19 protein-coding genes are annotated in these 23,760 nt (G+C 70.1%); 15 read left to right on the plus strand and 4 right to left on the minus strand.

Annotation, left to right across the window (positions count from 1 at the left end; translation table 11 throughout):
* Positions 1 to 12: 12 nt before the first annotated feature.
* Positions 13 to 852, minus strand: a complete 840-nt coding sequence (locus tag ALIDE2_RS23280; RefSeq protein WP_013723293.1) for a FadR/GntR family transcriptional regulator — start codon at positions 850 to 852, stop codon at positions 13 to 15.
* Positions 853 to 1,073: 221 nt separating this feature from the next.
* On the opposite strand from ALIDE2_RS23280, the gene ALIDE2_RS23285 reads away from it, so the two are divergent.
* The 10 genes from ALIDE2_RS23285 to ALIDE2_RS23330 all read left to right on the plus strand — a co-directional run bounded on the left by ALIDE2_RS23285 (position 1,074) and on the right by ALIDE2_RS23330 (position 12,021).
* Positions 1,074 to 2,279, plus strand: a complete 1,206-nt coding sequence (locus ALIDE2_RS23285; protein ID WP_013521106.1) for an ABC transporter substrate-binding protein — start codon at positions 1,074 to 1,076, stop codon at positions 2,277 to 2,279.
* 34 nt (positions 2,280 to 2,313) lie between these two features.
* The gene (locus ALIDE2_RS23290) at positions 2,314 to 3,174 is read left to right on the plus strand and encodes a branched-chain amino acid ABC transporter permease (RefSeq protein ID WP_013521107.1); all 861 of its coding nucleotides are present in this window, start codon (positions 2,314 to 2,316) and stop codon (positions 3,172 to 3,174) included.
* A 5-nt stretch (positions 3,175 to 3,179) separates the two neighbouring features.
* Positions 3,180 to 4,175 (plus strand): branched-chain amino acid ABC transporter permease, encoded by a 996-nt coding sequence (locus ALIDE2_RS23295; RefSeq protein WP_013521108.1) that lies wholly within the window; start codon positions 3,180 to 3,182, stop codon positions 4,173 to 4,175.
* On the plus strand, positions 4,172 to 4,954 hold the full coding sequence (locus tag ALIDE2_RS23300) for an ABC transporter ATP-binding protein (RefSeq protein ID WP_013521109.1): 783 nt from the start codon (positions 4,172 to 4,174) through the stop codon (positions 4,952 to 4,954). The genes ALIDE2_RS23295 and ALIDE2_RS23300 overlap by 4 nt, the downstream gene beginning before the upstream one ends.
* Entirely contained in the window at positions 4,951 to 5,727 is a 777-nt protein-coding gene (locus ALIDE2_RS23305; protein ID WP_013521110.1) for an ABC transporter ATP-binding protein, read from the plus strand. The genes ALIDE2_RS23300 and ALIDE2_RS23305 overlap by 4 nt, the downstream gene beginning before the upstream one ends.
* A gap of 13 nt (positions 5,728 to 5,740) precedes the next feature.
* Complete coding sequence (locus tag ALIDE2_RS23310; protein ID WP_013723294.1) at positions 5,741 to 6,997, plus strand: Zn-dependent hydrolase; 1,257 nt, start codon at positions 5,741 to 5,743, stop codon at positions 6,995 to 6,997.
* Complete coding sequence (locus tag ALIDE2_RS23315; RefSeq protein ID WP_013723295.1) at positions 6,994 to 8,460, plus strand: M81 family metallopeptidase; 1,467 nt, start codon at positions 6,994 to 6,996, stop codon at positions 8,458 to 8,460. Before ALIDE2_RS23310 ends, ALIDE2_RS23315 begins: the two co-directional genes overlap by 4 nt.
* 147 nt (positions 8,461 to 8,607) lie before the next feature.
* Positions 8,608 to 10,917 carry an NADP-dependent malic enzyme gene (locus ALIDE2_RS23320; RefSeq protein ID WP_013521113.1) on the plus strand — a complete coding sequence of 770 codons (2,310 nt, stop codon included), beginning with the start codon at positions 8,608 to 8,610 and terminating at the stop codon, positions 10,915 to 10,917.
* Between the two features lie 133 nt (positions 10,918 to 11,050).
* Positions 11,051 to 11,455 (plus strand): guanyl-specific ribonuclease, encoded by a 405-nt coding sequence (locus ALIDE2_RS23325; RefSeq protein WP_013521114.1) that lies wholly within the window; start codon positions 11,051 to 11,053, stop codon positions 11,453 to 11,455.
* A 140-nt stretch (positions 11,456 to 11,595) separates the two neighbouring features.
* Positions 11,596 to 12,021: a barstar family protein gene (locus ALIDE2_RS23330; RefSeq protein WP_013521115.1), complete on the plus strand. Its 426-nt coding sequence runs from the start codon at positions 11,596 to 11,598 to the stop codon at positions 12,019 to 12,021.
* A gap of 229 nt (positions 12,022 to 12,250) precedes the next feature.
* Here ALIDE2_RS23330 and rsmA read toward each other — a convergent pair whose 3' ends face one another.
* The 3 genes from rsmA to ALIDE2_RS23345 are packed head-to-tail and all read right to left on the minus strand — an operon-like array spanning position 12,251 to position 16,908.
* Positions 12,251 to 13,018 carry a 16S rRNA (adenine(1518)-N(6)/adenine(1519)-N(6))-dimethyltransferase RsmA gene (gene rsmA, locus ALIDE2_RS23335; RefSeq protein ID WP_013521116.1) on the minus strand — a complete coding sequence of 256 codons (768 nt, stop codon included), beginning with the start codon at positions 13,016 to 13,018 and terminating at the stop codon, positions 12,251 to 12,253.
* A complete protein-coding gene (locus ALIDE2_RS23340) occupies positions 13,015 to 14,430 on the minus strand; it encodes a peptidylprolyl isomerase (protein ID WP_013723296.1) in 1,416 nt (471 codons plus the stop codon). Before ALIDE2_RS23340 ends, rsmA begins: the two co-directional genes overlap by 4 nt.
* 33 nt (positions 14,431 to 14,463) lie before the next feature.
* Positions 14,464 to 16,908: an LPS-assembly protein LptD gene (locus ALIDE2_RS23345; protein WP_013723297.1), complete on the minus strand. Its 2,445-nt coding sequence runs from the start codon at positions 16,906 to 16,908 to the stop codon at positions 14,464 to 14,466.
* Positions 16,909 to 16,981: 73 nt separating this feature from the next.
* Here ALIDE2_RS23345 and ALIDE2_RS23350 point away from each other — a divergent pair, with 73 nt between their 5' ends.
* From ALIDE2_RS23350 to ALIDE2_RS23370, 5 genes are all read left to right on the plus strand, one after another.
* Entirely contained in the window at positions 16,982 to 18,097 is a 1,116-nt protein-coding gene (locus ALIDE2_RS23350) for an aminoglycoside phosphotransferase family protein (protein ID WP_013723298.1), read from the plus strand.
* Between the two features lie 67 nt (positions 18,098 to 18,164).
* Positions 18,165 to 18,878 (plus strand): 16S rRNA (uracil(1498)-N(3))-methyltransferase, encoded by a 714-nt coding sequence (locus ALIDE2_RS23355; RefSeq protein ID WP_013521120.1) that lies wholly within the window; start codon positions 18,165 to 18,167, stop codon positions 18,876 to 18,878.
* Positions 18,878 to 20,212, plus strand: coding sequence for a hypothetical protein (locus ALIDE2_RS23360; RefSeq protein ID WP_013723299.1), 1,335 nt, complete (start codon positions 18,878 to 18,880; stop codon positions 20,210 to 20,212). Before ALIDE2_RS23355 ends, ALIDE2_RS23360 begins: the two co-directional genes overlap by 1 nt.
* Positions 20,205 to 20,909: a hypothetical protein gene (locus tag ALIDE2_RS23365; protein WP_013521122.1), complete on the plus strand. Its 705-nt coding sequence runs from the start codon at positions 20,205 to 20,207 to the stop codon at positions 20,907 to 20,909. The genes ALIDE2_RS23360 and ALIDE2_RS23365 overlap by 8 nt, the downstream gene beginning before the upstream one ends.
* Complete coding sequence (locus ALIDE2_RS23370) at positions 20,910 to 23,747, plus strand: ATP-binding protein (RefSeq protein ID WP_013723300.1); 2,838 nt, start codon at positions 20,910 to 20,912, stop codon at positions 23,745 to 23,747. It abuts the gene before it with no gap.
* Positions 23,748 to 23,760: the final 13 nt, after the last annotated feature.

A 23,760-nucleotide genomic window follows, 5' to 3' on the forward strand; every position in this document is an offset into this window, starting at 1 on the left:
GCCAACGCCGGCTCATGGAGCGCCGACGGCGAGCTTGCGCGGGCGCCTGGCGGCGGCGGGCGCCACGCGCGGACGCCGCAGCGTGTCCGCGTCGAGGATCAGGCGGCCCTGGATGCGGCCCTTCATGCGCTTGACGCTGCTGGCCGCGTCCTGCATGTGGCGCTGCATCAGCACGCGCACGCCCTCGGCGTCGCGCGCGCGCGCGGACCGCACGATCTCGCGGTGGAACTGCGCGTTGGCCTCTCCGAAGCGCCGGTGTTCGGTCTGCGGCGTGCGGTTGCCGAACACGATGAGCTGGCGGATCATCTCGTTGATCAGCTCGCACGTGAAGCGCAGGAACGGGTTGGGATTGGCGGCGGCGAGGATGTCGTGGAAGTTCACGTCCTCGCGCCGCTGCGTGAGCAGGTCTTCCTGGCTCTGCGTGGGGTCGCAGCAGCTGATGCTGTGCTCCAGCGCCTCGAAGTCGGCCTCGGTCAGGTGCGGCACCGCCCCGGCGGCCAGCTCGGGTTCGAGCATCTGGCGCACGGTGTAGATGTCGTCGATCGTCACCTCCTGGAAGAACAGGTAGTTCTGCATGAACTGCAGCGTGCGGTCGAGCGGCACCTCGGCAATGGTGCCGCCGCCCGAAGGGCCCGTGGAGATGGTGACAAGGCCCTGCACCTCCAGCGCCTTGAGCGCCTCGCGGATCGTGCCCTTGCTGACCTGGAACTGCGCCTGCAGCTCGCTCTCGCGCGGCAGGCGGTCGCCGGGGCTCAGGTTCTTCTCCGTGATCAGCCGCTTGATCTCCTGCGCCACCAGGTCGGAACGCTTGAGCTGCCGGATCGCCAGCGTGGCGGAATTTTTGCTTGTCATGGTGATGATTCTCCCCGGGAACCCAGCCGCAGTATGAGGCGACGAGAGTCTGCGGGAACGCTAGGGTTTGCACTCGTCATATTCATTCGATTTATCACTATAAATAGGAACAGAGGGGCATGCCCGTGCCGCGCCGAATAACCGCGTGCGCGACGACGTCACATGCTCCCGGGCCCGCCCCGGGCCATCCATCCCTGTGTTCCACCCACCGGAGTTCTTCCATGCAACGTCGCCATCTCCTGCAACTTTCCGCGCTCGGCGCGCTGCCCTCCTCCCTGGGCCTGGTCTCCAGCGCCTGGGCGCAGTCCAAGGACGCGATCCAGTTCGGCTGCCCGGTGCCCATGTCGGGCCCGTTCGCCGCCAACGGCAAGTTCGCCGACCTGGGCATGAAGCTGGCCCTGGAGCAGTACGGCAAGGCCCTGGGCCGGCCGCTGGCCTACACGCTGCTGGACACCGAGGGCAAGCCCGCCACCGCCGTGCGCAAGGTGCAGGAGGCGGCCCAGCAGCAGGGCGCGCGCTTCTTCGCGGGCGGCATCCTTTCGTCCGAGGCGCTGGCCATGGGCAAGGAGGCCGAGAAGGTCGGCGGCATCTTCATCACCACCGCGGGCGCCGACGAGATCACGGGCAAGGACTGCAACAGCGCCACCTTCCGCTGGTCGGTGCCCACCTTCGGCGCCATCGAACAAACCGTGCGCCCGCTGATCGACGCGATGCCGAAAGCCAAGCGCTGGTACACGATCACGCCGCAGTATGTGTTCGGCGACGGCCTGCTGTCGGCCGCCAAGAACATCTTTAAGGAAAAGGGCGTCGAGCACGTGGGCAACAGCTACCACTCGCTGACCGAGAAGGAGTTCAGCGGCTACCTGACCAACGCCGTGGCCGCCAAGCCCGACGTGCTGCTGCTGCTGAACTTCGGCGCGCAGTCGTCGGACACGCTGCGCCAGGCGATCAGCTTCGGCATGCACAAGAACATGACCATCCTGATCGCCTGGGCCTCGGGGCTGGAACAGTTCGAGTCGCTCGGCGCCGACCTGTGCGACGGCGTGTACTTCGGCGCGCAGTACTGGCACACGGTGGACGCGCCCCTGAACCTGGACCTGGTCAAGCGCTGCCAGGACAAGTTCAAGTCCAACCCCAACTACAGCCTGGCGGGCTCCTACATCTGCACCAAGCTGCTCATCGACGCCATCGTCAAGGCCGGCTCCGTGGACCAGAAGGCAGTGATCGCCGCGCTCGACGGCATGAAGTACCAAGGCCTGACGGGCGCGGAAGAGGTGCGCAAGGCCGACCACCAGGTGCTCAAGAACTACTACCTGCTCAAGGGCAAGGCCAAGGCCAAGATGAAGAACAAGGACGACTACGTGGACGTGATCAGCTCCGGCAAGTCCTTCCTGCCGCCCGAGCAGACCGGCTGCAAGCTGGCCTGACCCCCTGCCGCCCAGAGCGTCCCGGAACCGCCGTATGAGCATCTACCTGCTGCAGACCATCAACGGAATCGGCATAGGCATGCTGTACTTCCTGCTGGCCGTGGGCCTGTCCATCGTGTTCGGCCTGCTGCGCTTCGTGAACTTCGCCCACGGCGCGTTCTACCTGATGGGCGCGTACTTCTGCTACCAGCTGACGCGCTGGGGCTGGAGCTTCTGGTGGGCGCTGCTCATCGCCCCCCTGGCCGTGGGGGCGATCGGCTGGCTGACCGAGAAGCTGCTGCTGCGCCATGTCTACGCCAAGCCGCACGAATTCCACATCCTGGTCACCGTGGGCCTGGCGCTCGTGGTACAGGAGCTCGTGATCCTGCAGTGGGGGCCGCTGGGCGACAGCGTGGCCACGCCCGACCTGCTGCAGGGCGTGGTGATGTGGGGCGGCTTCGTCTACCCCAAGTACCGGCTGTTCGTGATCGGCTTCACGGCCGTGCTGGCGGTGCTGCTGTGGTGGGTGCTCGAAGGCACGCGCCTGGGCAGCGCGGTGCGCGCCGGCAGCGAATCGACCGAGATGGTGTCGCTGCTGGGCCTGAACGTGTTCGGCATCTTCAGCCTGGTGTTCGCGCTGGGCGCGGCCACGGCGGCGCTGGCCGGGGTGCTGGCCGCGCCCATCCGCGGCGCCGAGCCCTTCATGGGCATCGAGGCGCTGGGCGTGGCCTTCGTCATCGTCGTCGTGGGCGGGCTGGGCAGCTTCAGCGGCGCACTCGTCGGCGGCATTCTCATCGGCGTGGTGCAAAGCGTGATGAGCACGCTGTGGCCCGAGGGCGCGCGCATCATGATCTACGTGGCCATGGCCGCCGTGCTGCTGCTGCGCCCCCATGGCCTGCTGGGCCGCAAAGGATGACCGCCATGAGCAGACATTCCCACCTTCTTCTCGCGCTGGCCATCGTGGTCGCCATGCCGCTGTTCATGCACTCGGGCTCGCTCGCGAGCGAGGTGCTGATCTACGCCCTGGCCGCCATGGGCTGCAACCTGCTGCTGGGCTACACGGGGCTGCTGTCGTTCGGCCAGGGCATCTTCTTCGGCCTGGGCAGCTACACCATCGCGCTGCTGCTCACGCGCTGGCCCCTGCCCATGCCCCTGGCGCTGCTGGCGGCCATCACCATGGGGGCCGCGGGCGCGGCCGTGGTGGGCTGGATCGCGATCCGCCAGCGCGGCACCTATTTCGTGATGCTCACGCTGGCGTTCGCACAGATGTTCTACTTCATCGCCTATTCGCTGCCCGGCCTCACGGGCGGCGACAACGGCCTGCTGGACATCCCGCGCCCGTCGCTCGCCGTCGCCGGCCACACGCTGTGGCCGCTGGCCTCGCCCTGGCAGTACTACGGCTTCGTCGCCGCGCTGTTCCTGGTGGCGTTCTGGCTGCTGCGGCGCGTGTGCGACTCGGTGTTCGGCCGCACGCTGCTGGCCGTGCGCGACAACGAGGAGCGCGCCGCCGCCGTGGGCTACGACCTGCGCCTGCTGAAGCTGCAGGCCTTCGTGATCTCCGGCGCCGTCACGGGCCTGGCCGGAGCGCTGCACGCCATGATGACCGGCATCGCGCCCCTGTCCAACGCCGAATACCACACGAGCGAGATGATCATCGTGATGACGGTGATCGGCGGCACCGGCAATCTGCTGGCCTCGGTGCTGGGTGCGGCGTTCTACGTGCTGCTGGGCGACTGGCTCTCCACGCTGTGGCCGCGCTGGCTGCTGCTGCTCGGCGTGGTCCTCATGGTGGTCAGCCTGGGCCTGCAGCGCGGCCTGTGGGGCCTGGGCGAGAGCCTGTGGATGCTCGCGCGCCGCAAGCGGCCCGCGCCGCCCGCGCCCGCCGCCGCACCCAGCGCCAACGGAGGTCAGGCATGAGCGCTCCCACCGCATCCCCGGTCCTGCTCGAAGCGCAGGGCGTCGCCAAGCATTACGGCAAGTTCGTCGCCCTGGGCGGCGTGGACCTGAAGGTGCGCGCCAACACCGTGCACTCGGTCATCGGCCCCAACGGCGCGGGCAAGACCACGCTGTTTCACATGCTCACGGGCACCAAGGGCGTGAGCGGCGGGCGCATCCTGTTCGACGGTCACGACGTGACGCGCGAGCCCGACCACCGGCGCGTGCGCCGCGGCATGGCACGCTCGTTTCAGGTCACCAGCCTGTTCCTAACCCTGCCCGTGCGCGAGAACCTGCGCCTGGCCGCCCAGGGCGTGGCGCCGGGGGCGGCGCTGAACTGCTGGAGCCCGCCCGTGGGCAGGCGCTCGTGCGCCGACACGGTGGCCAGCGTGCTCGCGCGCGTGGGGCTGGAGCGCCATGCCGGCACGCCCGCAGGCAACCTCTCGCACGGCCAGCAGCGCCGGCTGGAGGTTGGCATGGCGCTGGCCGCGCGCCCGAAGGCCATCTTCCTGGACGAGCCGACATCGGGCATGGGCATCGACGACCTGGACGACATGAAGCGGCTGATCCAGGGCCTCAAGGACGAGCACACCGTGGTGCTCATCGAACACAACATGGGCATCGTCATGGACATCTCCGACACCATCACTGTGATGCAGCAGGGCCGCGTGCTGGCCGAGGGCCTGCCGCACGAGATCCGCGCCGACGAACGCGTGCGCAGCGCCTACCTGGGCAACATGATCACCGGAGGCAAGGCATGAGCCGCCCGGCCGCTCCGAAGGTTCATAGCACCGCAGCGCATCAGCGCGAAGGTACTCCGGTACCCGTCGCACCGCTTCTCTCGGTGGAGGACATCCACGCCCACTACGGCAAGAGCCACGTGCTGCAGGGCATCTCGCTGCGCGTAGGCGACGGCGAGCTCGTCACCCTGCTGGGCCGCAACGGCGCAGGCAAGACCACCACGCTCAAATCCATCGCGGGCGTGATGCAGCCCACGCAGGGGCAGGTGCGCTTCGGCGGCGAGGCCACGCACCGGCTCGCCACGCACCAGGTGGCGCAGCGCGGCATCTGCCTCGTGCCCGAGCACCGCGGCATCTTCAAGCTGCTCACGGTGGAGGAGAACCTGATGCTGGCCCAGCGCAAGAAGTCGCCCTGGCAGCTGCAGGACGTGTACCGCATCTTCCCGCGCCTGAAGGAGCGCCGCGGCAACGGCGGCGGCCAGCTCTCGGGCGGCGAGCAGCAGATGCTGGCCATAGGCCGCGCGCTCATGAACGCGCCGCGCCTGCTCATGCTCGACGAGCCGGTCGAGGGCCTCGCGCCCGTGATCGTCGAGGAGATCGTTGCGCAGCTCAAGACCATCAAGGCCGCGGGCGTGTCCATCCTGCTCGTGGAGCAGAACCTGGAAGTCTGCACGCAGCTCGCCGACCGGCACTACATCATCGAACAGGGCGTGGTCGCGCACGAGGCGACGAACGCCGAATTCCTGGCCGACGACGCCGTCAAGGACCGCTATCTAGGCGTCGGCCTGGTGTGACAAGGGGACTCTCATGGACATGCAATCTTCACCCATCGCCGCGCTGCGCATCGACGGCGCGCGCCTGTGGCAATCGCTCATGGATCTGGCGCGCATCGGCGGCACGCCCAAGGGCGGCGTGTGCCGCATCGCGCTCACCGAGCTCGACCGCCAGGGCCGCGACCTGTTCGTGCAATGGGCACGCGAGGCCGGCTGCAGCATCCGCGTGGACGCCATCGGCAACATCTTCGCGCGCCGCGCCGGCACCGACGACAGCCTGCCGCCGGTGATGACCGGCAGCCATATCGACACCCAGCCCACGGGCGGCAAGTTCGACGGCAACTACGGCGTGCTCGCGGGCCTGGAGGTGGTGCGCACGCTCAACGCCGCGGGCATCCACACGCGCGCGCCCATCGAAGTGGCCGTGTGGACGAACGAAGAGGGCTCGCGCTTCGTGCCCGTGATGATGGGCTCGGGCGTGTTCGCCGGCGCCTTCACGCTGGAGCACGCGCTGGCGCAGCGCGACGCGCAGGGTGTGAGCGTGGGCGAGGCGCTCGCAGCCATCGGCTACGCGGGCGAAAGCGGCCCCGCGCACGCCGTGGGCGCGTACTTCGAGGCGCACATCGAGCAGGGCCCGGTGCTGGAGAAGCATCAGCGCGTGATAGGCGTGGTGCAGGCCGCGCTGGGCCAGCGCTGGTACGACGTGACCGTGCAGGGCATGGAGGCGCACGCGGGCCCCACGCCCATGGAGCTGCGGCGCGACGCGCTGCTGGCCGCGAGCCGCATCGTGGCCGAGGTCAACCGCATCGCCGTAGAGCGCATGCCGCACGCGCGCGGCACCGTGGGCTCGCTCGAAGTGTTCCCCAACTCGCGCAACGTGATCCCCGGCCGCGTGAAGTTCAGCGTGGACCTGCGCGCGCCCGACGACGCCCAGCTGCAGGACATGGACGCCGCGCTGCGCGCCGCCTGCGCGCGCATCGCCGCCGAATGCCAGGTGCAGGCCGAGGTGGAGCAGGTGGTGTACTTCCCGCCGCAGCCCTTCACGCCGCACCTGGTGCAGGCCGTGCGCGCCAGCGCCGCCGAACTGGGCTACAGCAGCATGGACGCCGTCAGCGGCGCGGGCCACGACGCCGTGTACGTGGCGCGCGTGGCGCCGGCCGCGATGATCTTCGTGCCCTGCGCCGACGGCATCAGCCACAACGAGATCGAGGATGCCGAGCCCGCCCACCTGGAGGCCGGCTGCAACGTGCTGCTGCGCGCCATGCTCGCGCAGGCGGAGATCGCCGCATGAAGATCCTGATCGCGCGCCTCAACCACGAGACCAACACCTTCTCGCCCGTGCCCACGCCCATCGAGGCGTTCTCGCCCACCTATGGCGAGGAGGCCTACCGCGCCAACAAGGGCATGCGCACCGCCATGGCCGCCTTCATCGAGCTCGCCGAAGGCATGGGCGCCACGCTGGTCACGCCCGTGTCGGCCATGGCCAACCCCAGCGGCCCGGTGCACGCCGCAGCCTACGACGAACTCACGCGCCGCATCGCCGATGCCGCGCCGGGCTGCGACGCCATCCTGCTCGACCTGCACGGCGCCATGGTGGCCGAGCACACCTGCGACGGCGAGGGCGACCTGCTCGCGCGCGTGCGCGCCGCCGCGCCCGGCGTGCCCGTGGGCGTGGCGCTGGACCTGCACGGCAACGTCACCGGGAAGATGGTGCAAAACGCCGACGTGATGGTGGGCTTCAAGACTTACCCGCACATCGACATGTACGAGACCGGCGAGCACGCGGGCCGCCTGCTGCTGCAGATGCTGCGCGGCGAGGCGCGCTTTCGCGTGTGCTGGCACCGCCTGCCGCTCATGAGCCACACGCTGCGCAGCACCACGCTCGAAGGCCCCATGCGCGACGCCGTCGAGAACGCGCGCGCGCTGGAGCACTCGGGCATACCCGCCGTGTCGGTGTTCGGCGGCTTCTCGCTGGCCGATATCGAGGCGCCGTGCATGAGCGTGGTCGCCACCTGCCGCATCGAGGATGCCCCGGCCACCCAGGCCGCCGTGGACGGCCTCGCCCGGCAGATCTGGGAGCGGCGCGCCGAATACGTGTACCGCAGCGAGCCGCTGGCCGATTCGCTGCGCCGTGCCCGAAGCCTGGCCGAGGGCGCCACCAAGCCCGTGCTGCTGCTCGACCATGGCGACAACTGCATGTCGGGCGGCACCTGCGACACCATGGACGTGCTGCAGGCCGCGCTCGAACTGGGGCTCACGGGCATCGCCGTGGGGCCGCTGTGCGACCCCGAGGCCGTGGGCCGGCTGATCGCGGCGGGCAAAGGCGCCGAGGTCGAGATCGACCTGGGCAACAAGGTGCCGCTCACCAGCATCGGCCTGGCCAAGCAGCCGCTGCGCCTGCGCGGCACGGTGCGCGCGGTGAGCGACGGCGGCTACACCGTCACGGGCCCGATCTACACCGGCCAGCGCTGCCACATGGGCCGCACGGTGTGCCTCGACACGGGCGCCGCGCAGATCGTGGTGACCGAGCAGACGCACGAGCCCTGGGACCTGGGGGTGTTCCATTGCGTCGGGCTGGACCCCACGCGCTTTCGCTTCCTGCTGCTCAAGTCGCGCATGTACTGCCGGCCGGTGTTCGTGCCGCTGTCCGCCGGGCTGGTCGAATGCGACAGCCCCGGGGCCACGACCTCGGACTACGCGCGCTTTCCGTTCACCCGGGTGCGCAGGCCGGTCTTCCCGCTCGACGCGCTCTGACGCCTTCCGATTGGACGCGGCCGGATCACAACTGCTTCACCCGCGTTTGTCCCCGAGGCGACGGGCCTACAATCGGCTCCCCCTAATGCCGGCGGCATGCCCATGCGGCAATGCGGCCGCCGCCCCTGCCTTTGCTGGAGACGCTTGATGCCCGAGAACACGGCCCCCGACACCACCGACAAACGCGCCCTGCTGCGCCGTGCGGCACTGGAGTACCACGAGTTTCCCCAGCCCGGCAAGATCACCATCGCGGCCACCAAGCAGATGATCAACCAGCACGACCTCGCGCTGGCCTACTCGCCCGGCGTGGCCGCGCCCTGCGAGGAGATCGTAAAGGACCCGGCGGCCGCCTTCCGCTACACCGCGCGCGGCAACCTCGTGGGCGTGGTGACCAACGGCACCGCCGTGCTGGGCCTGGGCCACATCGGCGCGCTGGCAGGCAAGCCGGTCATGGAGGGCAAGGGCGTCCTGTTCAAGAAGTTCTCGGGCATCGACGTGTTCGACATCGAGATCGACGAGCTGGACCCCGACAAGCTCGTCGAGATCATCGCCTCGCTGGAGCCCACCTTCGGCGGCATCAACCTCGAGGACATCAAGGCGCCCGACTGCTTCTACATCGAGCGCAAGCTGCGCGAGCGCATGAAGATCCCGGTCTTCCACGACGACCAGCACGGCACGGCCATCGTCGTGGGCGCGGCCATCCTCAACGGCCTGAAGGTGGTGGGCAAGGATCCGAAGCAGATCAAGCTCGTGACCTCGGGCGCCGGCGCGGCGGCCCTGGCCTGCCTGGGCCTGCTGGTCAAGCTCGGCATCCCGCGCGAGAACATCTGGGTCACCGACCTGGCCGGCGTGGTCTACGAGGGCCGCACCGAGCTCATGGACGAGGACAAGGCCCAGTTCGCCCAAAAGACCGGCGCGCGCACGCTGTCCGAGGTGATCGACGGCGCCGACGTGTTCCTGGGCCTCTCGGCCGGCGGCGTGCTCAAGCAGGACATGGTGCGCAGGATGGCCGCCAGGCCGCTGATCCTGGCGCTGGCCAACCCCAACCCCGAGATCTCGCCCGAGGACGTGAAGGCCGTGCGCGACGACGCCATCATGGCCACGGGCCGCACGGACTACCCCAACCAGGTCAACAACGTCCTGTGCTTCCCCTACATCTTCCGCGGCGCGCTCGACTGCGGCGCGACCACCATCACCACGGAGATGGAGATCGCCGCCGTCCATGCCATCGCCGAGCTGGCCCAGGCCGAGCAGAGCGAGGTCGTGGCCAAGGCCTATGCCGGCGAGCCCCTGGCCTTCGGGCCGGAGTACCTGATCCCCAAGCCGTTCGACCCGCGCCTGATGATGAAGATCGCGCCGGCCGTGGCCCAGGCCGCTGCCGACAGCGGTGTCGCGCAGCGCCCCATCGCCGACATGGACGCCTACCGCGACCACCTGCAGACCTTCGTCTATGCCTCGGGCACGACCATGAAGCCCATCTTCACGGCGGCCAAGATGGCGGCGAAGAAGCGTGTGGCCTACTCCGAGGGGGAGGAGGAGCGCGTGCTGCGCGCCGCGCAGATCGTCGTGGACGAGCGCATCGCCCGCCCCACGCTGATCGGGCGCCCCACGGTCATCGCCGAGCGCATTGAAAAGTTCGGCCTGCGCCTGAAGGAAGGGCGGGACTACGACGTGGTCAACGTCGAGAACGACCACCGCTACCGCGACTTCTGGCAGACCTATCACCGCATGACCGAGCGCAAGGGCATCACGGTGCCCATCGCCAAGATCGAGATGCGCCGGCGCCTCACCCTGATCGGCACCATGCTGCTGCACAAGGGCGAGGTGGACGGCCTGATCACGGGCACCTGGGGCCACACCACGCACCACCTGCAGTACATCGACCAGGTGATCGGCAAGCGCGCGGGCGTGGACACCTACGCCTGCATGAACGCGCTGATGCTGCCCGACCGCCAGATCTTCCTGGTGGACACCCACGTCAACTACGACCCCACGGCCGAGCAGCTCTGCGAAATCACCATCATGGCGGCCGAGGAGATGATGCGCTTCGGCCTCAAACCCAAGGCGGCGCTGCTGTCGCACTCCAACTTTGGCAACAGCAACCAGCCCAGCGCCGTGAAGATGCGCCAGACGCTGGAGCTGCTGCGCGTGCAGGCGCCGTGGCTGGAGGTGGACGGCGAGATGCATGGCGACGTGGCGCTCGACGGCAAGGCGCGCGTGGCGCTGATGCCCCACAGCACGCTGGCGGGCGACGCCAACCTGCTGGTCATGCCCAACATCGACGCCGCCAACATCTCCTACAACCTGCTCAAGACGGCGGCAGGCGGCAACATCGCCATAGGGCCGGTGCTGCTGGGCGCGGGCGCGCCCGTGCACATCCTCACACCCAGCGCGACCGTGCGGCGCATCGTGAACATGACGGCGCTCACGGTGGCGGACGCCAACGCCTCGCGGTAACCCCCCAAAGGCCCGTATTAACCCTCGTGCTCCTGCCCATTTTTTGGGCAGGAGCTTGCCTTTTTGCGGCCTTTTTGTCACACTACCGGGTCGAAATTTCGGGTTAACCCGTAGTTTCTGAAAGGTGTAGTGGATGTTGAAGGCCGTCGCCATCCCGGCGTACAAGGCATTTGTGGCGTGTGCTCTGGGTGCCGCGGTCGTACTTGCGCCGGCTGGCGCGTCCGCGCGGCAGGCTTCCGAGGCTGCGGCCATCCCTCCCATCGCGCTGGCCGACCTGCCCCCCCAGGGGCGCGCCACCTACGCGCTGATTCGTGAGGGTGGACCGTTTCCCTACGACAAGGACGGCTCGGTCTTCGGCAATCGTGAACGGCTGTTGCCCGCGAAAAAGCGCGGCTACTACCGTGAATACACCGTGCGCACCCCTGGCGTGAGGAGCCGGGGCGCACGGCGGATCGTATGCGGCGGAGCCCCGCGCACGCCCGATGCCTGCTACTACACCAGCGATCATTACAGTAGTTTTCGAGAGATCACGCAATGAACCCGGTAGCGCCCGACAGGGCTGATTTCATGGCGGCAGAGCTGGATGGATCGCGCCATGCGTTTTTTCATTCGCAGGACCGCTCCCACGGCCTTGCGGATATGTCGATTCGTGCACCTCTAAGAGAAAGAGCAACGGAGATGGAAACGCCACTTCGTAAAGACCAGGAAACGCTGCTGCGCGGAGTGCGCCCCAACATCGTGCAGTCGATCCGCGCGTTCCGCGTGCACGACCTGCAGGAGACGGCGCGCGTGCTGGGCCACCATTTCCTGTACGCCAACCTGGCGCACGCCCAGTCCAAGCAGGACATCCTGGAACTCATCGCCACGCAGTTCACCTTCCCGGCGCATTTCGGCAAGAACTTCGACGCGCTGTACGACTGCATGACCGACCCGCTGCACAAGTCGGGCCCGCAGCCGGGCTTCATCGTGGTGCTGGAGCAGATTCCCACCACGGCCAAGTTCGACAAGGAAGCGCGCGAACAGTTGCTGGACATCTTCCGCGACGCCGCCGACTACTGGAGCGACCGCAAGATCCCGTTCCGGTGCTTCTATTCTTTTCTGTAGCCCGTTCTGCAACCGCCGGCCAGGCGGAACGGGCCGTTGAAGCGCACCCCGGTGCCGCTTCTCAGGCCATAGAGATAGAGATCGACGCCTCGGGCGAGAAAATGCCCACGGACAAGCTCGTGGACGTGTCGCCCCTGGCGCTGCGCATGAGCAGCCCGTTCAACGCGGGCTACTGGCTCGCCGCGGCATGAAATAGACACACCCCTGTGGCGCTGCGCGCCTTCGTGCGTTACGCCGGCGCCAGTTCCTGCGCCAGGGCCACGTAATGCGCCACGGGCACCTCCTCGGCGCGGCGCTGGGTGTCGAAGCCTCCCGCGTAGCCGTGTCCCTCCAGCCACCGGCCCAGGGTGTGGCGCAGCAGCTTGCGGCGCTGGCTGAAGGCCACCTGCACCAGTTCCGACAATAGCGCCTCGTCCACGGCCGCGGGCCGGGCGTGGGGCAGCATGCGCACCACGGCGCTGTCCACGCGCGGCGGCGGGTCGAAGCTTCCGGGGGGCACGAACAGCACATCCTCCATGGCGTAGCGCCACTGCAGCATCACCGACAGGCGGCCATAGGCGGCCGTGGCGGGGGCCGCCACCATGCGGTCTATGACCTCCTTCTGCAGCATGAAGTGCTGGTCCTCTATGATCTGCACGTGCGCCATCAGGTGGAACAGGATGGGCGTGGAGATGTTGTAGGGCAGGTTGCCTACCACTCTGATTTTAGGAGCTGCAAGCGTTTGTGCCACCTGCGTGAAATCGACTTTCAGCACATCGGATTCGATGACGTCGAGCTGGCCGTGCTGGCGCAGGCGCGCGGCCAGGTCGCGATCGAGCTCGATCACGGTGAGCCGGCCCAGGCGCTCGACCAGGGGCTGGGTCAGCGCGGCCAAGCCGGGGCCGATCTCCACCATATGCTGGCCGGGACGCGGCGCGATGGCACGCACGATGGCGTCGATGATGCCGGGGTCGCTCAGGAAATGCTGGCCGAAGCGCTTGCGCGGGATGTGCTTCATTGCGGCGCTTCGCGGTATTCCACGTAGGCGCGGGCGCGCGCCTCCTGGATCCAGGTGGTGAAGGCCTCGTCGAGCTTTTTCTCGCGCACGGCGTCGCGCACCATGTCGCGCTGCTCGCGCTGCGTCAGCTTCGCCTCGCGGCGTTCGAGCAGCTGGATCAGGTGCACGCCGAAGCGCGACACCACGGGCTGGCTGATCTCGCCGGGCCGAAGCGCGTTGAGCGCCTCCTGGAATTCGGGCACGTAGCGCCCGGGCCCGGCCCAGCCCAGGTCGCCGCCGTCCTTGGCACTGCCGTCCTGCGAATACTCGCGTGCCAGCGTGGCGAAGTCGGCTTGGCCGCGCAGCACGCGCTGGCGCAGGTCTTCCAGGCGCTCGGCCGCCTGGCGTTCCGACAGCCCGGAGCCCACGCGCAGCAGGATGTGGCGCGCGTGGCTTTGCACGGCCATCGTGGGCACGCCGCCCTGGCTCCTGTCCACCACCTTCAGGATGTGGAAGCCCGCGGGCGAGCGCAGCGGGCCGACGATGCTGCCCACCGCCGCCTGCTGCACTGCGGTCACGAACAGCTCGGGATAGCGGTCGAGCGGGCGCAGGCCCAGCAGGCCGCCGCCGGAGCCCTCGGGCACGTCGGAATACTCCTGCACCAGCACGCCGAAGTCCCCGCCGGCGCGCAGCTTGTCCAGCACCTCCTGGGCGCGGGCCGCGCGCCTGGCGACCTCTTCGGGGCTGGCGCCCTCGGGCACCTTGACGAGGATGTGGCCCAGGTTGATCTCCATCTTGCCGGGGCCGGCGGTCTTCTGCTGGTCCTGCAGGTACTGGTCCACCTCCAGGTCGCTCACGCGCACGCGCGACTCCACGTCGCGCTCGCGCACGCGCAGGGCCAGCAGCTGGTTGCGCAGTTCCTCGCGGAAGCGCTCCTTGCTGATGCCGTCTGCCGCCAGGCGCCGGTGCATCTCGTCCACGCTCACGTCGTTCTGCCGGGCCACGTTCTGCTCGGCCTGGTTGACGGCGTAGTCGTCCACCTTGATTCCGCCTTCCTTGGCGAGCTGGACCTGGATCTTCTCCAGAATCAGGCGTTCGAGCACTTCCTTGACCAGCACTTCGTGCGGCGGCATGGCCGCGCCCTGGCCGCTCAGCTGCTGCGCCACGCGCTCGGCGCGCTGGCGCACCTCGTTGTTGGTGATGGGCTCGGAGTTGACCACCGCCACGATGTAGTCGGCCTGGCGCACCGCGGGGCTGGTCGCGCCGGCCGGCGGCAGCAGGGTCGCCGTGGAAGAGGGCAGGCGCTGCAGCCCGGCGGAGCCCGAGGGCCGCAGCCCCTGGGCCTGGGCGGCGGGCGCCAGCACGGCCGCGGCGGTCAGGCAGGCCAGGGCCAGGGTCGAAGCTCGGTGGTTCATGGCGTGGAGGAAATTCATGGGGTAGCAAGGCTGCCGGGCGGACGCAGCATGTCAATCGTATTGGGAGAAACGGCTGGGGATGGCCACGTCCTCGCGCAGGAGCTTGTAGCGCGGCACGTATTGCCTCAGGATGGCCAGCGGGTTGGCCCCGAGCGACAGGCGCGAGAAGCCGACGAACTCGATCTGGAACATGAGCCGGGTGCTGGCCGTGATCTGGCTGCTCTGCAGGCGCTCGAGCACCACGCGGCCGATCCAGCAGCAGCTCTCGTACTCCAGGCCGACCACGGTGTCTACGAGCTTGCGGTCCTGCAGGCTGTAGTTGAGCCGGCCCACGCTGTACCAGCGGCCCGCGCGCTCCTTGCCGCCCCGGTCGCCGCCCCACAGGTCGCTGAGGGGCCATTGCCAGCCCACGTCGACCTGCTCGCTGGGCACGGTGATCAGGTCGGTCACCTTCTGCATGCGGTAGGCCGCGCTCACCGTGCGGTAGCTGCCGGGCGAGTAGTGCACCCCCACCGTGGTGCGCAGCGAGCGTCCGGTCTTGGGGTTGTACTGCACCGTGGAGTCCAGGCCCCACTGCGGCGTCCAGTTGATGCTCGCGCCCAGCAGCACGTCCGACAGCCGCTCGCTGGCCGGCGTGCCGCCCGGCAGGGTCACCTTCTGGTCGGCGAAGCGCAGGCGCTGCGCCACACCCAGGCGCGCGGCCTCGGCGCCCGTCTCGGGGTGGATCAGGCGCGTGGTCACGCCCAGCGTGAGCAGGTTGTTGTCCGCGATCCGGTCGTTGCCGCCGAAGGCGTTCTCGGTATAGATGGAGGCGAAGTTGAAGTCGTTGGCCGCCGTGTCGTACACCGGCAGCATGCTCTGGTCGCGGTACGGTGTGTAGGTGTAGAAGGCGCGCGGCTCCAGCGTCTGCAGGTAGTCGCCGCCGAAGAAGCGCGCGTCGCGCTCGAACACCAGGCCGCTGTCCAGGCTGAAGGTGGGCAGCGTGCGGCTGGCCGTGCGTTGGCCGTTGGAGAGCGACTCGTCGAATTCGTACTGCGTGGCATGCAGCTGCAGGCGCGGCGTGATGAAGCCCGACGGCGCGAGGAAGGGCCGGCTGATCTGCGCCACGGCGTAGCTGCGCCGGCCGTTGGGCTGCGCGTAGTACCTGCGGTCCGCCTCGAAGCTCGTGTAATCCGCCTCCACCGTCGCGTCCAGGCCGCCGCCGAGCTGCGCGGGCGCGTAGCGCCAGTGCAGCTGGGGCATGCGGTCGTAGGGCGGGGTGATGGGCGCGGTCACGTCCTGCAGCGTCTGCCACTTGAGGGTGCGCAGGCTCAGCTGGTGCTCGCCGCGCGCCCAGTTCAGCGACGCCTCGCCCGGCAGCAGGCGCTGGGTGAGCTGGTTGCCGCCCATGCCCATGCCGGCCAGGCCGCTGGTGCGCGGCGAGAAGTCGCGCCAGTAGTCGTCGTCGCTCACGCGCCGCACGTTCAGGTTCAGCCCCACGTCGCCCGCGGGCGTGCCGAGCGTGGCGCGGTGGCGCACGCCATAGGCCCAGCGGTCGCGCTCGCGCAACTGGTCGCGGGGCAGGTAGCTGGCGTTGAGCTCTCCGCTGTAGCGCGGTTCGAGGTAGCGAAATTCGCCCGCCAGCCCCACGCCGCGCCGGCTCATGACCAGGGGGGTGATGGTGGCGTCGCGGTTGGGCGCGATGTTCCAGTAATAGGGCTGGATGTATTCCACGCCGCTCACGCTGTCCAGGCCGATGGTGGGCGGCAGCAGGCCGGACTTGCGCCGCTCCGACAGCGGAAAGCTGATGTTCCCCATGGGCAGCACGGGCACGCCCTTGAACTCCAGCACGCCGTCCTCGGCCGTGCCCACGTCCTCCGCGCGGTCCAGGCGGATGGTCTTGGCGTGGATGATCCAGTCGGGCTTCCAGCTGGCCTCGTCGGTGCGCTCGCAGGTGGTGTAGGTAGCGTTGTGCACCACCGAGCGGTCGCGGTCCACGAAGTCCACGCGCGTGGCCTCGCCATGGGCCGCGGTCTCCAGGAAGCGGTAGCGCGCGTCGCTGAAGAAACCGCTGAAGGCGTCCACGCGCAAGTCCAGCAGCGTGCCGTCGTAGAGGTTGCCGGCGCGGTTGATGTGCACGTGGCCGCGCGCCTTGGCGCGATCGTCGGCCACGTCGTACTCCATCTCGTCGGCATGGATCACGGTGTCGCCGCGGCGCAGCTCGGCGTTGCCCTCGACCGTGGCCCGGATGTCGGGCTGGCCCGTGACGCGGTCGCCGCGCACGAACACGGGCAGCTGCGAGCGCACGTCGTCGGGCAGGGTCTCCTGCAGCCGCGGGCTGGAACGCAGCGCGGGCGGCGCCTCGGCCTGCTCCGAGGCACTCCCGCCCGCCTGGGCCAGCGCGGCCAGCGGCACGCCGCACAGCATCAGGGCTGCCAGGCGCGCCAGTGGTGCGCGGCGCGCTGGCGGGGCGGACATGGTGGCGGGCAGGGCGTGGGGCAAGAGGGAACGATCCATGGATTGCGCGGGTCGGCGTTGCGCCGCGGGCCACCCGGCCGGGTGGGACCGGGTTTGTAGAATTGGATTATCCATGAGCCACCCCTCCCCCATCTCCCCGGCCGCCGTACCCGGCGACGCCCGCGCCGTGCATTGGAACGACCCCGCCCGCCAGGCCGCCTTCGAGGCCTGGCTCGCCCCGCTGGCGGCCGCGCAGGGCCTGCTGCCGGCCAGCCTGCGCCCGGCGTCGGCGGATGCGAGCTTCCGGCGCTACCTGCGCCTGGACGCGCAGGACGGCGCCAGCCGCATCATCATGGATGCGCCGCCCGACAAGGAGGACTGCCGCCCCTTCGTCCACGTGCAGGGCCTGATGCGGGCCGCGGGCCTGCCCGTGCCACAGATCCACGCCTGGGACGAGGCCCACGGCTTCATGCTGCTGTCCGACCTGGGCGCGCAAACGGCCATAGAGCGCCTGGACCCGGCCAACCCCCAGGCCGCCCACGCCTGGTACCTGCAGGCCGTGGACCTGCTCATCGACTGGCAGCGCGCCAGCCGCCCCGGCGTGCTGCCGGCCTACGACGACGCTCTGCTGCGCCGCGAGCTGCTGCTGTTTCCCGACTGGTACGTCGCGCGCCACCGCCAGGCCACGCTGACCGACGCCCAGCAGGCCACTCTGGCCAAGGCGTTCGACGCCATCGTGGCGCAGAACCTGGCCGCGCCGCGCGTGTTCGTGCATCGCGACTTCATGATGCGCAACCTCATGGTCGGCGAAGGCGGGCGCCTGGGCGTGCTCGACTTCCAGGACGCGGTGCACGGCCCCGTGACCTACGACATCGCCAGCCTGATGCGCGACGCCTTCATCAGCTGGGAAGAGGATTTCGTCATCGACATTACCGTGCGTTACTGGGAGAAGGCCCGGCGCGCGGGCATCCTCGGCGCTGCGAGCGAGAGCGGCTGGGGCGCGGATTTCGGCGACTTCTACCGCGCCGTGGACTGGATGGCGCTGCAGCGCCACCTGAAGGTGGCCGGCATCTTCGCGCGGCTGACGCTGCGCGACGGCAAGCCCAAGTACCTGCAGGACGCGCCGCGCTTCATCGCCTACATCCGCCAGACAGCCGGGCGCTACCGCGAGCTCTCGCCGCTGCTGCGGCTGGTGGACGAGATCGAAGGCACGCAGGCCGCCATGGGCTACGCCTTCGGGCGCGTCTAGTTCTACAAGAGAAATCGGCCTCCAGCGCTTGCTGGTCAAGCACTGGCAGCTACTTTTTTTGATGCACATGCCACGTTTTCACTGCCCCCTGTCCCTGGCCGCCGGCGCGCGCATCGCGCTGCCGCCCACGGCCGCGCGCCACGTGCAGGTGCTGCGCCTGCAGCCGGGCGACGCGCTCACGCTGTTCAACGGCGAGGGCGGCGAATGGACCGCCACCGTGGCGCGCATGGGCCGCAGCGACGTGGAGGTGGAGGTGGGCGCCCACGCGCCCGTGGAGCGCGAGGCCGCGCGCGCCGTGCACCTCGTCGTGGGCATGCCCGCCAACGAGCGCATGGACTGGCTCGTGGAAAAGGCCACCGAGCTGGGGGCCGCCAGCATCCAGCCGATTGCCGCGGCGCGCAGCGTGCTCAAGCTTGCGGGCGAGCGCGCCGCCAAGCGCCAGCAGCACTGGCAGGCCATCGCCGTGGCCGCGTGCGAGCAGTGCGGACGCAACCGCGTGCCGCCGGTCGCCGCGCCGCTGCTGCTCTCCGACTGGCTGCGCCAGAGCGCCCCCGAAGGCGCGCGCCTGGTGCTCTCCCTGCGCGACGGCGCGCGGGCGCTGCGCGAGGCCGCAGGCGGCGCGGGCGCCGTCTGGGTGCTGCACGGCCCCGAGGGCGGCCTCACGGCGCAGGAGGAAGACGCCGCGCTCGCCCAAGGCTTCGAGCCCGCGAGCCTGGGCGCGCGCGTGCTGCGGGCCGAGACGGCATCCGTCGCCGCGCTGGCCGTGCTGGGGCTGGCCTGATGCACGTGGAGATGATGGACGAAGGCGCCGAACTCGGCGCGCTGGCCGACTTTTTCCGCGACGGCGCCCAGTTCGGCGACGCCGCCGCCGACGCGCCGCTGCTCGGGCGCCTTGCGCGCCAGCAGGCGCTCACGCAGGCATTGAGCGGCCTGTTCCACGGCCCCGCCGCGCTCGTGCAGCTGCGCGTGTGGGTGTTTCTGCAGCTTGCCTCGCAGGGCGACGCGCAGTGGCCGCGCGAGCGCATCGACGAGCTGTTCCACGCGCTGCGCCCCGAGGCGCTGGAGACCGTGCTCAAGCGCCTGCGCGACGTGGAACTGCTCGCCTGGGACGAAACCCAGCGCGCCTACGCCCTGCCCCCGCTGGCCCAGCGCGTGGCCGCGCTGCTCGCGCCGCTGGCCGCCGAGCAGCCGGGTGACGACGAAGACGGCGGCGAGCTGGCCGCGCTGCTCGGCCAGGTGGTCGGAGCCAACCAGCTCGGCAGCCTGGACGCAGGCCAGGTGCAGATGCTGCACGCCCAGCTCGCGCGGCTGCACGGCGAGTTCGCCGACGCGATCGCCAGCGGCTCCGAATTCCGCCTGCGCGAGGCGCGCAAGCGCTACGACCGCGCGGCCCTGCTCATCGACCGCGCGTCGGAAGCCATCAGCGCCATCATCGGCAACGCGCAAGGCCACGTCCTGCTGGAGCGCGCCGCGCGCGGCCTGGGCCAGGCCCAGTCGCGCCTGCTGGCCATGGCCAGCCAGTTCAACCGCGCGCTGCAGCAGGTGGACCGCCAGCGCGTGACGCTGGGCACCACCGGCATCACCAGCACCGACGTGAAGCGCTGGCTGCAGGCCGCGCCGCAGCTGCACGCGCTGCTGCAGGGTGCCCTCGCCCGCCCCACGCAGCTCGCCACGATCGCGCCGCACGAACTGCTGGACGTGGCCGAGGCCGAGTTCGAGCGCGACCGCCCCGCGCAGCCCCAGGCCGAAGACCTGCCCGCGGCCCAGGCCGCGCCCACCGGCACCCTGGCCGCCGTGGCGCTGCCGCGCGAGCTCGACGACCTGAACCGCCTGTTCGAGGCCTGGGCGGCCGGGCCCGGCGATGAGGCGCGCACCGTGGCCCAGGCGCTGCTCGGCCCCCGCCCCGCCGCCACGCGCTACGCCCAGCTGGCCTACAAGGCCCAGCTCATGCCGCTGCTCGGCGACCCGCAGGCGGCCGTGCTGCCCGGCGCCACCGGCCAGCTCGCGCGCCAGCCCTGGCGCGTGCAGTGGCAGCCCGAGGCCGAGCGCCTGGACCACGACCAGGTGGAACTGCTCACGCTGGGAGTGCTGATGAAGGAAGAAACGAATGGATGACGCCGCCCTGCTGATCGCCGAACTGCTCACGCGCCGCTGGCTGCCGCGCAGCCACCGCCTGGTCAAGCGCGCGCTGGTCGACGCCGAGCTGTTCGCGCAGGTCGAGCAGCGCCTGGCCCAGAGCGGCCTGCGCTGGATGGACAGCATCTACGCCGACCACGTGAGCGTGGCCCTGCTGCCCGCCGCCGCCGCCACCGTGCTCGGCGAGGCGGGCGCCAACGCCAACAACAACCTCGACCTGCCGCGCGACGCGCAGGCGCTGCTCGTGGTGCTGTGGGCGCTGATCGTGCTGCCCAAGCGCGAGCGCCAGACCAGCCGCACCCTGGATGCCGACGCGGGCCAGGACGACCTCTTCCCCGGCGCCAAGCCTTTGCCCTCGGCGCGCAGCGCAAGCCCCGTGCTCTCGTACAAGGCGCTGCTGGAGGACTACGGCCCGCAGCTCGGCAAGAAGCTGCGGCTGGACGCCAACCTCAAGCTGCTGGAGCGCCACGGCTTCATCCTGCGCCGCCAGGACGAGATCGCCGAGGGGCCGCTGCTGGACGTGCTGCTGGACTACGACGTGCTCGCCCCGCGCATCCTCGACGGCGCGCTGGCCGACGTGCTGGCGCGCGAGCGGGCGGTGGAAGAAGAATCCGAATCAAATCAAGCTCCAGCGCCCTCCAGTCAAGCGCTGGCAGCTATTAATACAGAAGCATAAGTGTTTCACCTGCAAACCCTAGAACTCGTCCACTGGGACTACTGCCAGCGCGTCTCGCTGCCGCTGGACGCCTCCATCATCACCATCGCCGGGCCGAACGGCTCGGGCAAGACCACGCTGCTGGACGCCATGCGCACGCTGCTGGGCCTGCGCTGCTCGGCCCCGCGCGACTACCGCACCTACGCGCGCCACGCGGGCGCGCAGACCGCGTGGCTGCGCGCCGTGGTGGACAACCGGCCGCAGGGGCGGCAAAGCTCCAGCCGGCCGTTCGCGCGCCGGCTGCTCTACAGCGACCAGGTCACGCTGGCCTGCCGCATCGACAGGAACGGCGGCGACTGGCAGCGCCGCTACTGCCTGCTGGAGGGCGACGCATCCATCGAGCGGCTGGTGGACACGCCCGAGAAAGACCTGGGCTTCATGGGCGTGGAAGCCTGGGGCCGCATGCTGGCCGCCGCCGGCCTGTCGCCGGCCATCGCGCGCGTGCTCTCGCTGGAGCAGGGGCAGACCGACCGGCTGTGCGAATTCAGCCCGCGCGAGCTGCTGCGCCTTGTCTTCGACGTGTTCGGCGACCAGCAGGTGCTGGACGCCTACGACCAGGCGCGCGAGCACCAGCAGCAATTGGCGCGCGAGATGGCGCAGGCCGAGCGCGAGCTGGACCACAGCCGCGCACAGCTTTCCGAACTGCACAACCGCGTGACCAGCTACAAGACATGGCAGCTCAGGCTGGCCGAGCGCGAACGCCTGGCCGCCGAGGTGCTGCCCGTGCTCGCCTGGTGGGGCGAGCGCGAGCAGCTCGCCAGGCAATCGCGCGAGCTGCGCCGCCAGAAGGCCCAGCACCGCGCGGCCCTGGCCGAGCAGGCGGTGCAGAACAAGCGCCTGCTGCACCTGCTGCAAGAGAGCGCCCGCGCCCAGCAGCAGGCCGAGCAGCTGCGCGGCGAGCGCGACCAGGCGCGCGGCCAGCTGGACGCGGCCACGCGCCACGAGGCGCCGCTGGAGCAGCTGGCCAAGCGCGAGCAGGAACTGCTGGCCCTGGTGGACAAGGGCAGCAATGCGGACGACCTGCAGGCCCACCTGGCGCAGCTGCAGGGCCAGGAAGCCGCGCTGCAGGACGAGCGGGGCCAGCTCACCCAGCGCCGCAAGCTGGCCGCCGCGCAGCTCGCCGCGCTGGAAGGCCAGAGCCTGCCGCCGCTGCCGCCCGAGGTGCAGCGCTTTCGCAAGACCCTGGCCAGCCAGGGCATAGGCCACCGCTTCGTCGCCGAAGTCGTCGAGGTGGTGGAAGAGCGCTGGCGCGCCGCCATCGAGGGCGTGCTGCGCGGCCACCGCTGGGTGGTGGTGCTGGACAAGAGCCAGGATCTGGCCGAGGCCTGGGAGGTCGGCGAGCGCGAGCGCTACCGCCACTACATCGTCGAGCCGGGCAGCGTGGCCCTGAAGGGCGAGCCGGGTACGCTGCTGGAGCATGTGAAATTCACCGCCCCCGTGCCGCGCTGGCTGGTGCAGCAGCTGCAGAACCTGCGCTGCGTGGCCGACCCGCGCGAGGGCAAGCGCCTGGGCGGCACCTGGATCACGCCGCAGGCCTACATGCACGATGGGCGCGGCGCGCGCTCCATGTGGGTGGAGGCGCACGAGCACCAGTTCGGCGCCGCGGCCGTGCACGCACGCCGCAGCGCCGCCGAGCGCGAGCTGGCGCGCATCGACGCGCAGCTCGCGCCCGTGCTCGACGAGCTGATGGCGCTCAAGCGCCAGATCGCCGACACGAAGAACGCCCTGGCCGGCCACAGCGCCGCCGAGGAGCTGGTGCGGCGCAGCGAGGAATTCGCCCAGGCACGCGGCGACCTGCCGGCCGCCCGCCAGGCGCGCATCGCCGCCGCCCAGCTATGGCAGAAGCTGGAGCAGGAAAGCACGCGCGCCCACGACCGCCACCGCGCCTTTGCCGACGAGCACAAGCGCCTGGAAGGACACCTGCAGCGCGCCCGCGGCGACAGCGAGCGCGCCGCGCAAGACTGGAGCGCACGCCGGCGCCAGCACGCCGGTGCCGTGGCGCGCAGCCAGCAGCAGCGCGCGCAGTTCCCGGCCCGCTGGATCGCGCCCGGCGCCATCGCCGCGCTGGTCGGCGAATACATGAACGACACCCAGGCCCGCCTGCGCCTGCACGCCGTGGAGCAAGAGCTGGAGCAGGGCAGCTGGGAGCAGGACGCCACCGTGGAGGAACGCCACCGCCGCATGGACGTGACGGTGCGCGAGCAGGCCGCGAGCCTCTCGGACCACCAGGTCAAGAACGCCCAGGCCGCGACCGCCGTGCTGAACGCGCGCGAGAGCTACATCGAGGTGCTGCGCAGCACCGTGCGCCGCTACCGCAAGAACATCCAGGAGCTGGGCCAGCTCGCGGGCGTGGAGGTGGCGGCCGACCTGCCGCTGCTGGAGAACGACGACACCGTGCTGGCCCAGGCCGGCCTGAAGGTGCACTTCGCGTTCGACGGCAAGGGCAGCATCGGGCTGAACGACGGCGAGGCATCGGGCGGGCAGCAGGTCATCAAGTCGCTGATCCTGCTGGTGGGCCTGCTCAAGGACGAGGAAAGCGGCTCGGGCGGGTTCGTCTTCATCGACGAGCCGTTCGCGCACCTGGACGTGCGCAACATCCAGCTCGTCGGCCACTTCCTGCGCAGCACGCGCGCGCAGTACGTGCTGACCACGCCCATCACGCACAACCTGGAGGTGTTCGAGCCCGCCGAGATCACCCTGGTGACGAGCAAGAAGCCGCGCGACGCACGCTGGGCGCCGCCGATCGCGGTGGCCAAGCGGCGCGGCGCGCCGGAGCTCAGGCCCATGATGGCCGCCTGAGCCTGGGTTCTTT

It is taken from the genome of Alicycliphilus denitrificans K601 (genome assembly GCF_000204645.1).
GTDB lineage: Bacteria > Pseudomonadota > Gammaproteobacteria > Burkholderiales > Burkholderiaceae_C > Alicycliphilus > Alicycliphilus denitrificans.

Bases quoted from the DNA above. Each gene is read 5' to 3' on its own strand.
- ALIDE2_RS23340 (WP_013723296.1), bottom strand. From the start codon at position 14,430: ATGAATTTCCTCCACGCCATGAACCACCGAGCTTCGACCCTGGCCCTG.
- ALIDE2_RS23295 (WP_013521108.1), top strand. From the start codon at position 3,180: ATGAGCAGACATTCCCACCTTCTTCTCGCGCTGGCCATCGTGGTCGCC.
- rsmA (WP_013521116.1), bottom strand. From the start codon at position 13,018: ATGAAGCACATCCCGCGCAAGCGCTTCGGCCAGCATTTCCTGAGCGAC.
- ALIDE2_RS23360 (WP_013723299.1), top strand. From the start codon at position 18,878: ATGCACGTGGAGATGATGGACGAAGGCGCCGAACTCGGCGCGCTGGCC.
- ALIDE2_RS23315 (WP_013723295.1), top strand. From the start codon at position 6,994: ATGAAGATCCTGATCGCGCGCCTCAACCACGAGACCAACACCTTCTCG.
- ALIDE2_RS23320 (WP_013521113.1), top strand. From the start codon at position 8,608: ATGCCCGAGAACACGGCCCCCGACACCACCGACAAACGCGCCCTGCTG.
- ALIDE2_RS23285 (WP_013521106.1), top strand. From the start codon at position 1,074: ATGCAACGTCGCCATCTCCTGCAACTTTCCGCGCTCGGCGCGCTGCCC.
- ALIDE2_RS23355 (WP_013521120.1), top strand. From the start codon at position 18,165: ATGCCACGTTTTCACTGCCCCCTGTCCCTGGCCGCCGGCGCGCGCATC.
- ALIDE2_RS23330 (WP_013521115.1), top strand. From the start codon at position 11,596: ATGGAAACGCCACTTCGTAAAGACCAGGAAACGCTGCTGCGCGGAGTG.
- ALIDE2_RS23300 (WP_013521109.1), top strand. From the start codon at position 4,172: ATGAGCGCTCCCACCGCATCCCCGGTCCTGCTCGAAGCGCAGGGCGTC.
- ALIDE2_RS23325 (WP_013521114.1), top strand. From the start codon at position 11,051: ATGTTGAAGGCCGTCGCCATCCCGGCGTACAAGGCATTTGTGGCGTGT.
- ALIDE2_RS23345 (WP_013723297.1), bottom strand. From the start codon at position 16,908: ATGGATCGTTCCCTCTTGCCCCACGCCCTGCCCGCCACCATGTCCGCC.
- ALIDE2_RS23280 (WP_013723293.1), bottom strand. From the start codon at position 852: ATGACAAGCAAAAATTCCGCCACGCTGGCGATCCGGCAGCTCAAGCGT.
- ALIDE2_RS23310 (WP_013723294.1), top strand. From the start codon at position 5,741: ATGGACATGCAATCTTCACCCATCGCCGCGCTGCGCATCGACGGCGCG.
- ALIDE2_RS23305 (WP_013521110.1), top strand. From the start codon at position 4,951: ATGAGCCGCCCGGCCGCTCCGAAGGTTCATAGCACCGCAGCGCATCAG.
- ALIDE2_RS23290 (WP_013521107.1), top strand. From the start codon at position 2,314: ATGAGCATCTACCTGCTGCAGACCATCAACGGAATCGGCATAGGCATG.
- ALIDE2_RS23350 (WP_013723298.1), top strand. From the start codon at position 16,982: ATGAGCCACCCCTCCCCCATCTCCCCGGCCGCCGTACCCGGCGACGCC.
- ALIDE2_RS23365 (WP_013521122.1), top strand. From the start codon at position 20,205: ATGGATGACGCCGCCCTGCTGATCGCCGAACTGCTCACGCGCCGCTGG.